16 protein-coding genes are annotated in these 13,157 nt (G+C 67.9%); 1 reads left to right on the top strand and 15 read right to left on the bottom strand.

Annotated elements, in window-relative coordinates:
- Positions 1-4 precede the first annotated feature (4 nt).
- Positions 5-460, bottom strand: coding sequence for a YiaA/YiaB family inner membrane protein (locus tag OOZ63_RS10685; RefSeq protein WP_266005446.1), 456 nt, complete (start codon positions 458-460; stop codon positions 5-7).
- A gap of 60 nt (positions 461-520) precedes the next feature.
- Positions 521-1,798 carry an amidohydrolase family protein gene (locus OOZ63_RS10680; RefSeq protein ID WP_266005445.1) on the bottom strand — a complete coding sequence of 426 codons (1,278 nt, stop codon included), beginning with the start codon at positions 1,796-1,798 and terminating at the stop codon, positions 521-523.
- 102 nt (positions 1,799-1,900) lie between these two features.
- Here OOZ63_RS10680 and OOZ63_RS10675 point away from each other — a divergent pair, with 102 nt between their 5' ends.
- Positions 1,901-2,653, top strand: a complete 753-nt coding sequence (locus tag OOZ63_RS10675) for a helix-turn-helix domain-containing protein (protein WP_266005444.1) — start codon at positions 1,901-1,903, stop codon at positions 2,651-2,653.
- Between the two features lie 13 nt (positions 2,654-2,666).
- On the opposite strand, the gene OOZ63_RS10670 is transcribed toward OOZ63_RS10675, so the two are convergent.
- The 13 genes from OOZ63_RS10670 to fdh3B all read right to left on the bottom strand — a co-directional run bounded on the left by OOZ63_RS10670 (position 2,667) and on the right by fdh3B (position 13,141).
- Positions 2,667-3,335: a CAAX prenyl protease-related protein gene (locus tag OOZ63_RS10670; protein WP_266005443.1), complete on the bottom strand. Its 669-nt coding sequence runs from the start codon at positions 3,333-3,335 to the stop codon at positions 2,667-2,669.
- A 31-nt stretch (positions 3,336-3,366) separates the two neighbouring features.
- A complete protein-coding gene (locus OOZ63_RS10665; protein WP_266005442.1) occupies positions 3,367-4,122 on the bottom strand; it encodes an SDR family oxidoreductase in 756 nt (251 codons plus the stop codon).
- Positions 4,119-5,738, bottom strand: coding sequence for a sensor domain-containing diguanylate cyclase (locus OOZ63_RS10660; protein WP_266005441.1), 1,620 nt, complete (start codon positions 5,736-5,738; stop codon positions 4,119-4,121). The genes OOZ63_RS10665 and OOZ63_RS10660 overlap by 4 nt, the downstream gene beginning before the upstream one ends.
- 85 nt (positions 5,739-5,823) lie before the next feature.
- Positions 5,824-6,678: a formate dehydrogenase accessory sulfurtransferase FdhD gene (locus OOZ63_RS10655; protein ID WP_266005440.1), complete on the bottom strand. Its 855-nt coding sequence runs from the start codon at positions 6,676-6,678 to the stop codon at positions 5,824-5,826.
- Positions 6,675-7,280 (bottom strand): molybdenum cofactor guanylyltransferase MobA, encoded by a 606-nt coding sequence (mobA, locus tag OOZ63_RS10650; RefSeq protein WP_266005439.1) that lies wholly within the window; start codon positions 7,278-7,280, stop codon positions 6,675-6,677. Before mobA ends, OOZ63_RS10655 begins: the two co-directional genes overlap by 4 nt.
- Positions 7,281-7,307: 27 nt before the next feature.
- Positions 7,308-8,156, bottom strand: coding sequence for a substrate-binding domain-containing protein (locus OOZ63_RS10645; RefSeq protein ID WP_266005438.1), 849 nt, complete (start codon positions 8,154-8,156; stop codon positions 7,308-7,310).
- Entirely contained in the window at positions 8,144-8,863 is a 720-nt protein-coding gene (locus tag OOZ63_RS10640) for an ATP-binding cassette domain-containing protein (RefSeq protein WP_266005437.1), read from the bottom strand. Before OOZ63_RS10640 ends, OOZ63_RS10645 begins: the two co-directional genes overlap by 13 nt.
- Positions 8,860-9,573, bottom strand: a complete 714-nt coding sequence (locus OOZ63_RS10635) for an ABC transporter permease (protein ID WP_266005436.1) — start codon at positions 9,571-9,573, stop codon at positions 8,860-8,862. Before OOZ63_RS10635 ends, OOZ63_RS10640 begins: the two co-directional genes overlap by 4 nt.
- Complete coding sequence (locus OOZ63_RS10630; RefSeq protein WP_266005435.1) at positions 9,570-10,640, bottom strand: DUF6352 family protein; 1,071 nt, start codon at positions 10,638-10,640, stop codon at positions 9,570-9,572. Before OOZ63_RS10630 ends, OOZ63_RS10635 begins: the two co-directional genes overlap by 4 nt.
- A 49-nt stretch (positions 10,641-10,689) precedes the next feature.
- Positions 10,690-11,082, bottom strand: coding sequence for a hypothetical protein (locus OOZ63_RS10625; protein ID WP_266005434.1), 393 nt, complete (start codon positions 11,080-11,082; stop codon positions 10,690-10,692).
- Positions 11,083-11,110: 28 nt separating this feature from the next.
- Complete coding sequence (locus tag OOZ63_RS10620) at positions 11,111-12,268, bottom strand: formate dehydrogenase subunit gamma (protein WP_266005433.1); 1,158 nt, start codon at positions 12,266-12,268, stop codon at positions 11,111-11,113.
- 19 nt (positions 12,269-12,287) lie between these two features.
- Positions 12,288-12,503 carry a hypothetical protein gene (locus tag OOZ63_RS10615; RefSeq protein ID WP_266005432.1) on the bottom strand — a complete coding sequence of 72 codons (216 nt, stop codon included), beginning with the start codon at positions 12,501-12,503 and terminating at the stop codon, positions 12,288-12,290.
- 11 nt (positions 12,504-12,514) lie between these two features.
- Positions 12,515-13,141: a formate dehydrogenase FDH3 subunit beta gene (fdh3B, locus tag OOZ63_RS10610; RefSeq protein WP_266005431.1), complete on the bottom strand. Its 627-nt coding sequence runs from the start codon at positions 13,139-13,141 to the stop codon at positions 12,515-12,517.
- Positions 13,142-13,157: the final 16 nt, after the last annotated feature.

The raw sequence follows: 13,157 nt of genomic DNA, 5'->3' as shown, positions 1-13,157 counted from the left end.
ATCCTTATTCGGTAACCAGGGCTTCACGGCGACCTTGGGCGCGAGCCTGCTGCAGATCGGCCTCGTGCGCGTCGCGCAGCATTTTGGCCAGCGTGAACACGCTCGAGATCAGAAACAGCCAGCTGACCAGCAAAAAGGCCTTCCAGACCGGCTGTATCTCCATGCGCCACAGGCCCCAGCCGGTCAGCGCCATCGCCAGCACGAAGCCGCCCCAGACGACCAGCTTCCACATCGGCGTGTCGACCGTCTTGCCTTCGTTGTCGCGCACGAACTTGGCCAGTGCGAACGCGGTGCTGAGGCAGAACACATAGCCCATCACCATGAAGGCGCGGTCCAGATCGTCGCCGGGCAGCCAGGCCAGACCGATCGCGCAGAGACTGACGGCGATGCCGAAAGAGATCCAGACCTGGTAGGTCCAGGCCTTGCTGTCGCGGTGCATCAAGGTGTGCGGGTGTTGCATGGTGCGGGCTCCTGTTGAGAAGTGGCGCGATGATGGCCGAGAAGGCGTTTTTCAAGGGTTTCATTTGTTGCCGGTAGCGCCTGACGCTACCGGCGGTATGAACGGATGCACGAAATGGCGCCGCGTGTGGAAGACTTCCGCGCGCAAGCCCTGCCCCTGCCAGCGCAGCGTCTTTTTCAGCAGCAGGTCGAACAGCAGCGGGTTGTGCTCGCGCACTTGCTCCAGCAGCGGACGCTGCGCCTCGTCCAGCAGACCCGCGCGCACCAGGCCGCCCAGGCGGTACAGCGGGCCGACGCCGGGCAGCGGATAGTCCGAGCCGTGCAGCAGCCGGCCATGCCAGTCCTGTCGCGCCAGTACCGCGCGCCAGACCTCGGGCCGGCGGTTGAACTGGAACAGCGCCGAGACATCGCCCAGCAGCAGCGCGTCCCAGGCCGGCTCGTCCATCAGCCGGGCAAACAGCGAGAAAGCCGGCACCAGGCGCGGCCTTGTCATGTCCAGATCCAGCGCGTCGCCCAGCGAGGCGCAGTGCGCGGCGATCACGCGCACGCCCTGCGCCAACGGTGCGCGCAGCAGCAGCGGATTGCCCAAGTCCTCGCGGCCGGCGCCGGGCACGGCTTTTTCCTCGCCGCAATGCACGATCAGCGGGAGCCGGGCGGTGGCCAGACGGGCGTAGAAGGGCCGCAGCCGCGCATCGCGCAGATCGATGTTCATGCTGCTGGGCAGCCATTTCAAGGCGACGGCGCCGCCGGCTATGGCCGCGTCCAGCCGCGCCAGCGCATCCTCGCGATAGGGGTGGATGGACGCGACCCAGGCGAAGCGCTCAGGCGTGCGTTCGGCCACCTCGCGGGCATAGTGGTCGGGTACATGGAAGGTGGTCCAGTCGGGCTCGGCGCGGCCCTGTTCGGTATGGGCCTCGTCGAAGGCATAGAGCAGCCAGCGCGCGCCCTCCGGAAAGTCGGACGTCAATGCCCGCAGGCGCTGCAGATAGGCCCGGTCTACGCTGGGCACCTCGGGCGAGACGCAGGCCCCGTCCATGATGACGCGCCGACGCAGGCTCTCGACCGGATGCCACCACTGATGCATGGCCGGGTGGATGCGGCAGCCGCTGCCGGCGTCGCCATTGCCCAGCAGATGGCAGTGCACATCCCAGAGCTGGGCCGGGTCCAGGTCTTGCCACAGCTGTTGCAGCAGCGGGTGTCGGCGTAGCGCGGCCGGCAGGCTGCCGCGGCAGGGGTTGCGCAGGTAGGCGGCCTGGGCCGGATCGGCCAAGCTGGTGAACAGGCCGGCGACGGCGGCAGCGCCGCAGCACAGCAAGTGTTGGCGTCGTGTTTGTTGCATGGCCTGATGCTGGCCGGCCGCGTGATGTTTGGCGCCGGATTGTTGCGGCCGTGGCGCGGCCTGCCGCCGCCAGTAGCGTTTTGCGCTACCGTTGTGTTCATCATGTCAAGCACCCAGACCCTCATCGAAGTCATCAAGGCCGAGCTCAAGAGCCAGGGCCTCAGCTATGCCGATATGGCGCGCGAGCTCGGGCTCTCGGAGTCCAGCGTCAAGCGCATGCTGGCGCCGGGCGGCGAGATGCCGCTGTCACGCGTGGACGAGATCTGCCGTGTGCTGAAGACCGACTTCGCCGAGCTCACGCGGGCGCTGGCCGAGCGCCAGCCGCTGCGCATGGAGTTGACGCTGGCGCAGGAAAAAGCCGTGGTGGCCGATCCCAAGCTGCTCTTGATGGCGATCTGCTGCCTGAGCCAGTGGACGGCCGAGCAGATCACCGCCAGCTACCGGCTCAGCGAGGCCGAGGTCACCCGCTATCTGGCCGAGCTGGACCGGCTGGGCGTGATCGAGCTCAAGCCGCTGAACCGCTACAAGCTGCGCCTGGCCAAGACCTTCCGCTGGCGCCCGCACGGGCCGGTGATGAGCTTTTTTCGCGAGGAGGTCGCCAGCGACTTCTTCTGCGGCGGCTTCGACGGCGAGGCCGAGCTGCTGATGCTGGTCCACGGCCGCCTAGGCCACGGCATGGCGCGCGAGCTGGTAGAGCGGCTGCAGCGCGTGGCCCAGGACTTCGCCCGCCAGCATCTGCTCGACCAGAAACTGCCCGACGCCGAGAAGCGCCAGTACACGCTGGTGATGGGCATGCGCTCCTGGCTGTTCGAGCATTTCAAGCATCTGCAGCGCAACCCGGTGCGGCCGCCTTGAGGCGACAGACGCCTTACCAGAACTCCCACCGCCCGCCCATTACCACCCAGACGCCCAGCACGCCATTGGTCACCGCATGCGCGATCACGGCGGTCCAGAGCTTGCCGGTGCGTACATAGAGCCAGGCGTAGGCCAGGCCGGCGATGATGGCGGCCAGCCAGAGGGTGTGGGCGAGCATGAAGACGAAGGTCGACAGCACGATGGCCTTGAGCCCAGCGCGGCGTGGGTCGACGGTCTGGAACTGCGGGCTGGCGATCCAGCGCATCAAGAAGCTGCGCCAGAACAGCTCTTCCATCAGCGGCACCACCAGCGCCGCCCCGATCCAGCGCATCGCGACCAGGGGCCAGATCAGCTGGCCGGCGGCGTCCAGCGGCACGAAGGTGGCGGTCGGCTCGCTCAGCTGCATCCAAGGCGCGTCCAGCCGTATCCACAGCGCGAACACGATCAGGCCGACGGCCAAGCTCAGCAGCGTCTCGCGGGGGTCTGGCAGGTTCTGGCGGGCCAGTTCACCGTAATCGCGCCAATACCAGATCAGCAGGCCGCCGACCAGCAGCACGCTGAGGCCGTAGATCCAGCGCAGATCGAAGTTGACGCTCTCGGGCAGCATGCCGCGCAGGGCCAGCAAGGCCATGAAGACGGCGAACGGGACGGTGCGGGCGAGGGTGGCCGGGCTCAGGGTCATGTCTTGCTTGCGCAGAAATTGTGCCCCGAGCTTAACGCCCTCCTGCGACATCCAGTGTGGCACCGACCGTGTAGCTGGCCGCATCGGACAAGAGCCAGACGATGGCCTCGGCGACCTCGTCGGCGCGGCCCAGCCGGCCGATCGGGATGGCGGCCGCTGCGGCGGCCAGGCCATCGACCGTGCCGCTGTCGGCATGGATCTCGGTGGCGATGATGCCGGGGCGCACGCCGTTGACGCGGATGCCTTCGTCGATCAGTTCGCGCGCAAGCCCGACGGTCAGGGTGTCGACGGCGCCCTTGCTGGCCGCGTAGTCCACATAGATGCCAGGCGAGCCTAGCTGGGCGGCGCGGGACGAGACATTGACGATGGCGCCGCCAGGCCCGCCATGGCGGCGGCTCATGCGTTTGACGGCCTCGCGGGCGCACAGCAGGCTGCCGATCACATTGACACCGAACAGGCGCTGCCAGCGCGCCACATCCATCTCGTCCAGGCGCGCGGCCGGCGCGACGATGCCGGCGTTGTTGACCAGACCGCTCAGCCGGCCCAGCTCGGCATCGATGCGTGCGAACATCGCCAGCACCTGGGCCTCGTCGGCGACATCTGCCTGCACGCACAGGACGCGCCGGCCCAGCTCGCGCAGCTCGTCGGCCAGGGCTTCGGCAGCACCGGCGTCGCGCGCATAGCCCAGGGCCAGATCATGCCCATGGGCCGCGCAAAGCCTGGCGGTGGCGGCGCCGATGCCGCGTCCGGCGCCGGTGATCAGCGTGATGCGGCGCGCCGGGCTCACGCCAAGGCCACGCGGTTGCGGCCCAGATGCTTGGCACGGTACATCGCGCTGTCGGCGCGGGCGATCAGCAGGTCGGTGGCATAGGGCGGGGCGCTGGCCAGGCCGATGCTCAAGGTGACTTCCAGCCCCGCAGCCAGGTCTTGCCAGGGATAGGTCTCGACGCGGTGGCGCAGTCGCTCGCAGACCTCGAAGGCGCGGTCGGGCACGGTATCAGGGAACACCACCAGGAACTCCTCGCCGCCGTAGCGCAAGAGCAGGTCACTGCCGCGCGTGTTGTCTTCCAGCATGCGCGAGAGGATCTGCAGCACCCGGTCGCCGACTGCGTGCCCGTGCTGGTCGTTGACGTCCTTGAAACGGTCGGCGTCGATCAGCGCGAGGGTCAGTGGCTGCCCCAGGCGCTCAGCCTCGCGCAGCAGCGGCGGCATGCGCGACTCCATGCAGCGCCGGTTGCCCAGGCCGGTCAGCGGGTCGCGCTGCACATGCTCTTCCAGCTCGGCGGCGCGAGCCTCGTGCTTGGTGGCCTGGGCGCGCGCCTGCTCGGCCTCCAGCCGGGTCACGAAAAAGCGCGACTGCGCCATCAGCTGGGCGATCGCGCGGCGCCGCTCGATGCCCTGGTAGGCCTCCAGCTGCTGCAGGGCCAACTCGTTGAGGCCCAGCGTCTTGGCGGCGCGGTAGAGCGCATGGTGGGCGCGCAACGCGGTGGCGGCGGGTGCCTTGTCGCCGGTTTCCTGCAGCAGCAAGCGTAGATCGTCATGGGCGGCCTGCGGGTCGCCGCGCAGCAGCGCCAGCTCGGCCAGCGAGCAGCGCAACCGCCAGGCCTGGGCCTGGAAGCCCAGACGACGCGCCTCATCCAGGGTCTGGGTCAGCATGGCCTCGGCCTCATCGACCTGGCCGGAGTGCAACAGTGCCTCACCCAGATTGCCCTCGGTCATCACCAGCGGGAAGGGGTCGCCGAAGGCCTGGGCATGGGGACGCACCTCGCGCGCATAGCGCAGCGCCCGCTCCAGCGCGCTGGCGCAGGCGGCGTCGTTGCCGCTGTCGCGCAGCAGATAGAAGGCGCCGAGCGCGACGCCGCAGAGATTGTTCAGTGTGACCACGCGCTCGTAAGGGCTGGTGTGCTCGCGTACCAGGGCGGCCGCCTCGCTCATCAGGCGCTCGGCCTGCCAGGGATCGCCCATGCGCTCGAAGGTGGCGCCGAGTGCGTTCAGCGACAGCGCGATCTGGCTGACCTCGCCGAGCTCCTGGGCCACCGCGCAGCCCTCGTTGGCGCTGCGCATCGCGATGTCGAAATCTCCGGTCTCGAAGCCGCCCAAGGTCATCCAGCGCAGCAGCTCGCACAGCGCCTCGCTAGGCCCCTGGGCGCGCAGCAGCGGCAGCAGCGCATCGCCGGCGCGTATCAGCGCGCCGAGCGCGCCGCGCCGGTACAAAAAGAAGGCGCGCAGGCGCCCCGCCTCGATCTGCTCGGTCAGAAAACCCTGCGGCGAGGCCAGCTCCCAGGCGCGCTGGGCCTGGGCTAGACCGTCATCGAGCTGTGAGGCTTGCTGGGCCGCGCGTGCGCTGGCCAGGCATTGCGCCAGCTGGTCGACCAGCACCTCGCTGCTGACTGCATCTTGCATGGAGGCTACGCTTTGTCACAAAGGAGTGAGGGTAGCCGATCTGTGGCGCGCCGCGTTGTGCAGAGTCAACAGTGCGGGCAGTGGTTCAGCCGCCCAGCTCCACCGTCTCGCGGGCCGGCTCGGGCTTGCTGTCGAAGCGCTCGAAGCCGCTGTAGCAGATGAAGTGGCGGTTCTTGGCGCGGCCGATCAGCGTCAGGCCCAGCTGGCTGGCCAGCGCATGGCCCATCTGCGTGATGCCATTGCGCGAGACGATGATGGGCACGCCCATCTGGGCCGACTTCATCACCATCTCGCTGGTCAGCCGGCCGGTGGTGTAGAAGCACTTGTCGCCGCCGGTCACCCCGTTCATCCACATCCAGCCGGCGATATTGTCGATTGCGTTGTGGCGGCCTACGTCCTCGCGATGTACCAGCAACTCGGCTCCGCGGAACAGCGCGCAGCCGTGCACCGAGCCGGCCTTTTTGTAGACGCTGTCCTGGCGGCGCATCTGGTCCAGCATCTCGTAGAGCGCGGCCTGGCTGAGCCGGGCGCTCTGCGCACCGGGCAGTTGAACCGCCTCCACATCGGCCATCAGCGCACCGAACACCGTGCCCTGGCCGCAGCCAGTGGTCACGGTGCGCTGGGCGGTCTTGGCCTCGATGTCGGCGATGCCGGCACGGGTGCGCACGGCCGCCGCGCCGACCTCCCAGTCCACTGTGATCGATTCGATCTCGCCGACATCGGCCACCAGGCGCTGGTTGCGCAGGTAGCCCAGCACCAGCAGCTCCGGCGCCACGCCCAGTGTCATCAAGGTGACCAGCTCACGCTTGTCGACGAAGACGGTGAGCGGTCGTTCGGCCGGGATGCTCATGGTCTTGCGACGGCCGAACTCGTCCAGTACTTCGACCTCGTGGGTCAGCACGGCACTGCAGCTCGTCAGGCGGGGCAAGGGCGGATTCATGACAGGGGCTTCTGCAATTGCTGCAGTTCTTCGCGCGTGTTGGCGTTGGCAAAGGCCTGCTCATCCTCGAACAGCACCTCGACGCAGCGATGCTGGGCCGTCCACTTGTCGATCTTGCGCTGGCCGCTCTGCGTAAAACGCACCAGGCTCTCGATCAGCTCGGTCTTCATCAAGCAGAAGACCGGCTGCACCTGCCTGCCGCCGTCGGGCCCCGGCGTTGCCGCCATTGCGATCTCTGCATCTTCGGCGTCCAGCGCCTGCGCCAGGCGGGCGACCAGGTCCTCGGGGAAGCGCGGCGAGTCGCAGGGCACGGTGACCATATAGGGCGTCTCGCAATGCTCCAGCCCGGTCAGCACCCCAGCCAGCGGGCCGGCATAGTCGGGCAGCGAATCGGGCCAGACCGGCGCACCCATCGCCTCGTAGGCGCCCAGATTGCGGTTGGCATTGATCAGCAGCTCGCCGACCTGGGGCCCCAGACGCAGCAGCGCATGCAGGGCCAGCGGCACGCCCTGGTGGGTCTGTAACCCTTTGTCGACGCCGCCCATGCGGCTGCCACGGCCGCCGGCAAGTATCAGTCCGGTGATGTCTTTGCTGTCAATCATGGCGCCAGTGTGCCTGTTCTGCGCGCCTCAGCGCTTGGCGTCCGGGAAGAACAGCTGCTCGCCACCGATCTTGTAGCTGGCGATCGTGGCCTGGCCCTCGTCCGATACCACCCAGTCCGAGAAGGCCTGGGCCAGCGCGGTCTTGGTGTGTGGGTGCTTGGCGGGATTGACGACGATCACGCCATAGGGGTTGAAGAGTCGCTTGTCGCCTTCCAGCACGATGGTCAGATTGCCGCGGTTCTTGAAGGACAGCCAAGTGCCGCGGTCGCTCAGTGAGTAGGCGTCGCTGCTGGACGCGATATTGAGCGCCGGGCCCATGCCGCAGCCGCATTCCCGGTAGTCCATGGTCAATGCTGCTGTCTTGGCGGCCGGGTTGTCGATGCCGGCGACCTTCCAGTAGCGCAGCTCGGCGGCATGGGTGCCGCTCTTGTCGCCGCGCGAAACAAATCCGGACTTGCTGGCCGCCAGCTTGGCGAGCGCCGCTGCGATGTCCTTGCCGGCCACGCCGGCCGGGTTGGCTTTGGGGCCGACCAGCACAAAGTCGTTGTACATCACCGGCCTGCGCGCCAGCCCGAAGCCATCGGCGACGAACTTCTCCTCGGCCGCGACGTCGTGCACAAACAGCACGTCGGCATCCCCACGCCTGCCCATGTCCAGCGCCTGGCCGGTGCCCAGCGCGACCACGCGCACCTCGATGCCGCTGGCGCGTTTGAAGGCCGGTAGCAGGTGAGCGAACAGGCCCGACTGCTCGGTGCTGGTGGTCGAGGCCATCACGATGACCTTGTCCTGGGCCCAGGCGATCGGGCTGCTGCCGGCGCCTAGCGCGACCAGGCAGGCCAACAGGCTGCGGCGGCCCATCGTCTTCACAAATCCCATTTCAATTCCCCTTTGAGAAAGAGACCGGTGCGGTCATCCGCGTGGTCGTTGAAAAAGTCGGCGGTGGCCTGGTTGGCCAGCATGCGGCCGTGGTCCAGGTAAACCACCCGGTTGGCCAGTCGCTTGGCCTGGCCTAGATTGTGGGTGCTCATCAACAGCGTCATGCCCTCGGCGCGGAAGCTGGCCAGCAGGGCCTCGACCTCTTTCTTGCCCGTCGGGTCGAGATTGGCGGTGGGCTCGTCGAGGAAGAGGATGTCGGGCCGGGCAGCCCAGGCCCGCGCCAGTGCCAGGCGCTGTTGCTGTCCGCCCGAGAGTGCACGGGCCGGCCGTTCGCGCAGCTCCAGCAGGCCGGCCCGCGCCAGCGCCTCCCGGGCTCGAGCCGCCCGCTGGGCAGCGGGCACGCCGGCCAGCCACAGCGCCACGCGCAGATTGTTCCAGACGGACAGGCGCAGGATGAAGGGGCGTTGGAACACCATCACCTGGGCGGGTGCCGGGCTGGCGACGCTGCGCGTGCCGCTGTGCGGCAGCAGGCCGTGTAGGGCCTGCAGCAAGGTGGTCTTGCCTGAGCCGTTGGCGCCGATCAGCGCGATGAAGTCGCCGCGCTGCACCTGCAGGTTGACGCCTTGCAGCGCAGTGAGCCGGCCATAGCTGACGCCCAGGTCCTGCAGATGCAGCAGCGTGCTGCCCAGGCCCATGTCCATGCTCATCGCGCCAGCGCTCCCGAGGGGCCTTGTACGCGGCGCATGGTCGCGATGCCGATATTGATCACACCGACGATGGCCAGCAGCACCAGGCCCAGCGCCAGCGCCAGCGGCAGATCACCCTTGCTTGTCTCCAGCGCGATGGTGGTCGTGATGACGCGGGTGACGCCGTCGATATTGCCGCCGACGATCATCACCGCGCCGACCTCGGAGATCGCGCGGCCGAAGGCGGTCAGCAGCACGGTGGCCACGGCCCAGCGCTCGTTGAGCAGCAGCAGCAGACCCGTGGTGAAACCGCCGGCCCCCATCGAGCGCAGTTGCTCGCCACCCTCGCGCAAGGCATCGCTGACCAGTTGTTGTGACAGCGCGGCCACCACTGGCACGACCAGGATGGTCTGCGCGATCACCATCGCGCCGGGCGTGAACAGCAGGCCCCAGCTACCCAGCGGCCCGCTGCGCGACAGCAGCAGATAGACCACCAGCCCCACCACCACCGAGGGCAGGGCCAGCAAGGTGTTCAGCAGGGTCAGCAGCAGGCGCCGGCCCGGCATCCGTGTGACCGCCAGCCAGGCGCCCGCCGCAAGCCCGAAGCCGGCGGCAAAGGCGCAGGCCAGCCCGCTGACCGACAGCGACAGGCCCACCGTGCGCAGCAGCACCGGATCGGCTTGCGTCACCAGGTCCAATGCGGTCTGCAGGCTTTCGCTGAATGCACTCATTGAAGCAGCGAGCTGGCCAGCGGCAGATTGAGAAGCAGGTTCTGCGGCTTCAGGCGCAGCTGCTGATCGGCCGTCATCGCCAGGCCCAGATAGACCGGCTTGCCGGCAACATCGGCGCGCATCTCGGCCGGGTCGGCAAAGTCGAGTCGAAACAGGCTGATCAGGCGGCGTTGCCGCTCGGCTTCGACCTCGGCGCCGGCATACAGATCGTTGAGCAGGCGCATCGCTTCCGTGTCGAGGCCGACATGCCAGCGCCAGGCCTCGTCATCGATGCGCTGAAGCGGCGTGATCGAGACTCGCAGCCCCAGCAGGTGGGCCAGCCAGCGCTCCATCACGCGGGACAGTGCCTTCAAGCCGGAGTGGACATGCACCAACTTGATCGCCAGACCGTGGCCCAGCTCATTGCTGATCTCGTGGGTCAGGTCCAGTGCAAAGCGGTGGCGCTGTGCATCGGCCCAGTACTCGGGGGCGTTGTCGATGTTGAGCACCTGCACCACGGTGGGCGGCAGCGGGGCCTGGCTCTGGCGCAACAGGCGGCCGATGTCGCCCAGGCCGGCGGTCTCCTGCAGCAGGTCCACGGTGGCGAGGTCGGCCGAGATCAGCCGGCCATCCAGCAGGCTCAGGCGTTGCGGGCGGAACAGCAGCTCGGCGGCGCGGGCCTCGAAGGCGTCCTGGCTATCGTCGAGCAGATGGCGGACGATGGCCTGCACGATCAGGTCGACGAACAGCGGTGGCACCGTGATGCGACCGGAGCGCATCAGCGCTAGGTAGTAGGCCTCCAGGGTGCCGGCCGCCAGCAGGGCATCGCGAAAGCCAAGGAAAAGCCGGTAGTTGTCGCGCGCGTCCTCATCGACCAGCGCACCGAGCTGCGCCTCGCTGACGGATTGCATAGGCGCGTCGGCGAGGGCTTGGTGCAGCGCGATCTCGGCCGGGCAGGACTCGTCGACCAGGGCCAGTTGCGGCAGCTCGAGGACGAGGCGGCGCAGCCAGGCATCGCTAGGGCACAACCAGCCGCGTGGGTCGCGTTTCAGCAGGGCATAGCCGCTGGCGGGCCAGAAATTTTGCATGTGCAGGACAGAGCAGGGCGCTCACGGCGCCACTGCCGGAGCTCTTCTCTTACTTCTTCGGCTGACCCTGCTGCTCGGCCGCAGTGGCCTTGCCGCTGGGTGGAGCGACTGCAGTCTTGGCCGGCGAGTGGGCGCCGGCGGCCTCCAGCGGCGGTGCCGAGGCGGCGACCGGCGGCACGAAGGCGCCGGGGTCGGCGCAGGCGGGCGTGTCCATCGGGGCGGCGGCTGTGCGGCCCTCGGCCTTCGCCGTCTTGCGGTAGTGCTCGGCCACGCGGTTCATCGATTGGCACAGCTGGTAGCCGCCGACCTTGTCGTTCCAGGCGTTCTTGGCGGCCGTGACGGCGGCAGCGGCCTTGGCCTCGTCGCTGGGGGCGGGCAGCTTGGCCCAGGCCGAGCCGGCGGCCAGCAGGGCCAGGGCCAGAGTCTTGGTGAGTGCGCGCATGGCTGCTAGTCCTTGTCTCTTGTCGGTCTCAATGCTGGGCAACGACGCCATCGGCCGGCTTGGCCGGCTGCGTGCGCTGCGCGGGGATCTTGCCGGCCTTGATATCGTCGTACCAGAGCTCGTGGTGTTCGCGTGCCCAGGCTTCGTCGACATAGCCGGTCTTCATCGCCTTGTAGGCGTCCTTCATGCCCAGCGTGCCCATATAGATGTGGCCCAGGAACAGGGCCATCATCAGCACGGCCGCGATCGCATGGATCATGTGCGCGATCTGCATATCGCCACGGGTATAGAGCAGGCCGGGGATCAGCATGTCCAGCACCAAACCGGAGGCGACGACGATGGCACCGAGGAAGAACACGCCGCCCCAGAACACCACCTTCTCGCCGGCGTTGAAGCGCTCGGAGGGCACCTCATGGCCGCCGAACATGCCACCGGCCCGGCGCAGCCAAGTCCAGTCATGGCGGGTCGGCAGGTTGTCGCGTACGAAGGTGAGGAACACGATGATCAGCGACACGGCGAACAGCGGGCCGGCGAAGTTGTGCGCGGTCTTCAGCGCGTAAGTCAGCCAGCCGAACAAGGTGGCGCCGATGATGGGCAAGAGGAAGAACTTGCCGAAGGCCATCACGATGCCGGAGATCGCCAGCACACTGAAGGCGATCGCATTGCTCCAGTGCGCGGCACGCTCGAAATAGGTGAAGCGCTCGATCTTGCGGCCAGTATCGGGCGTATGGCCTCCCAGTGTGCCCTTGCTGAAGTAAAACAGCGCCAGCGCCAGCGCCGCGATGCCCAGCAACGCGCCGCCGTAGGGAATGATCCAGTTGTTGCGCACCTGGCGCCAGGCCTCGCCCGCGGTGGTCAGGCGCGAGCCCGGGTACTGCACGAACTCCTGGATCAGCACGCCCTTCTCCACGCCGGGTAGGTTGCTGATGCCTTTTTCGACACCCGACTCGCGCACGCCGCGCCAGAACGGCGCGTTATTGCCGGGTTGACTCTTGGCACGCAGCGCATTGCTTTCATCGGCCTGCGGCAACGCTGGGGCGACGAAGCCGGCTGGGGCCGAAGCCGAGAGCGCGGGAACAGCGGCCGGGTCGGTCGCGGTCTGGGCCAGTGCGCCGGTCCAGAGCAGCGCGGCCATGCCAAAGCCGGCGGTTGCCCTGACCCATGAACGGGTGATCGAATCGTGCATCGCGGCTCTCCGTTGGTGCTCAGCGCACGTAATCGTTTTGCGCCTGGGCGCGTGCACGCAACTGGTTTTCCCAGGCGATCTTGTCGCCTGGCTTGAAACCGCTTGCCGCATACGCTGGGTTGGCGCCGTCGGACTTGGCCCAGGCGGGAGCATCGATCTTGCGCTCCGATGCATCCTGGGTCTGGGCGCGTTCACAGCCGGCCAGGGCGAGCAGGCTAGCGGCCGTGGCGATCAACAGGCGGGCCTTCACTTGCGCACCTCGCCGGCGGGCGCAGCCGCGCCCTGCGTAGGCTTGCCGTAGGCGGTGCCCCAGCCCCAGACCTCGCTGCCCTTGCCGCGCTGCAGCACTCGGCTGCGGAAGATGTCGGCCACGATGTCGCCATCGCCGCCAAGCAAGGCCTTGGTCGAGCACATCTCTGCACATGCCGGCAGCTTGCCTTCGGACAGGCGGTTGCGACCGTACTTTTCGTTTTCAGCGGCACTGCCATGTTCTTCGGGGCCGCCGGCGCAGAAGGTGCACTTGTCCATCTTGCCGCGCAGGCCGAAGGCGCCGTTGCTGGGGAATTGCGGCGCACCGAAGGGGCAGGCGTAGGAGCAGTAGCCGCAGCCGATGCAGATGTCCTTGTCGTGCAGCACCACGCCTTCGTCGGTGCGGTAGAAGCAGTCGACCGGGCAGACGGCCATGCAGGGTGCGTCGGAGCAGTGCATGCAGGCCACCGAGATGCTGCGCTCGCCGGCGACACCGTCGTTGAGCGTGACTACGCGGCGGCGGTTCACGCCCCAGGGCACATCATGCTCAGCCTTGCAGGCGGTGACGCAGCCGTTGCACTCGATGCAACGCTCGGCGTCGCAGATAAATTTCATTCTTGCCATGAGAGTCTCCGTGGCT

Source organism: Paucibacter sp. PLA-PC-4 (genome assembly GCF_026241155.1).
Classification (GTDB): Bacteria; Pseudomonadota; Gammaproteobacteria; order Burkholderiales; family Burkholderiaceae_C; genus Roseateles_E.
Note: the sequence above shows the minus strand (reverse complement) of the source record. Positions and strands in the feature narration are given on the sequence as shown.

What these genes read in the sequence shown, in the direction of transcription:
- OOZ63_RS10685 (WP_266005446.1), bottom strand. Translation starts at nt 460, where the DNA reads ATGCAACACCCGCACACCTTGATGCACCGCGACAGCAAGGCCTGGACC.
- OOZ63_RS10680 (WP_266005445.1), bottom strand. Translation starts at nt 1,798, where the DNA reads ATGCAACAAACACGACGCCAACACTTGCTGTGCTGCGGCGCTGCCGCC.
- OOZ63_RS10675 (WP_266005444.1), top strand. Translation starts at nt 1,901, where the DNA reads ATGTCAAGCACCCAGACCCTCATCGAAGTCATCAAGGCCGAGCTCAAG.
- OOZ63_RS10670 (WP_266005443.1), bottom strand. Translation starts at nt 3,335, where the DNA reads ATGACCCTGAGCCCGGCCACCCTCGCCCGCACCGTCCCGTTCGCCGTC.
- OOZ63_RS10660 (WP_266005441.1), bottom strand. Translation starts at nt 5,738, where the DNA reads ATGCAAGATGCAGTCAGCAGCGAGGTGCTGGTCGACCAGCTGGCGCAA.
- OOZ63_RS10655 (WP_266005440.1), bottom strand. Translation starts at nt 6,678, where the DNA reads ATGAATCCGCCCTTGCCCCGCCTGACGAGCTGCAGTGCCGTGCTGACC.
- mobA (WP_266005439.1), bottom strand. Translation starts at nt 7,280, where the DNA reads ATGATTGACAGCAAAGACATCACCGGACTGATACTTGCCGGCGGCCGT.
- OOZ63_RS10645 (WP_266005438.1), bottom strand. Translation starts at nt 8,156, where the DNA reads ATGGGATTTGTGAAGACGATGGGCCGCCGCAGCCTGTTGGCCTGCCTG.
- OOZ63_RS10640 (WP_266005437.1), bottom strand. Translation starts at nt 8,863, where the DNA reads ATGAGCATGGACATGGGCCTGGGCAGCACGCTGCTGCATCTGCAGGAC.
- OOZ63_RS10635 (WP_266005436.1), bottom strand. Translation starts at nt 9,573, where the DNA reads ATGAGTGCATTCAGCGAAAGCCTGCAGACCGCATTGGACCTGGTGACG.
- OOZ63_RS10630 (WP_266005435.1), bottom strand. Translation starts at nt 10,640, where the DNA reads ATGCAAAATTTCTGGCCCGCCAGCGGCTATGCCCTGCTGAAACGCGAC.
- OOZ63_RS10625 (WP_266005434.1), bottom strand. Translation starts at nt 11,082, where the DNA reads ATGCGCGCACTCACCAAGACTCTGGCCCTGGCCCTGCTGGCCGCCGGC.
- OOZ63_RS10620 (WP_266005433.1), bottom strand. Translation starts at nt 12,268, where the DNA reads ATGCACGATTCGATCACCCGTTCATGGGTCAGGGCAACCGCCGGCTTT.
- fdh3B (WP_266005431.1), bottom strand. Translation starts at nt 13,141, where the DNA reads ATGGCAAGAATGAAATTTATCTGCGACGCCGAGCGTTGCATCGAGTGC.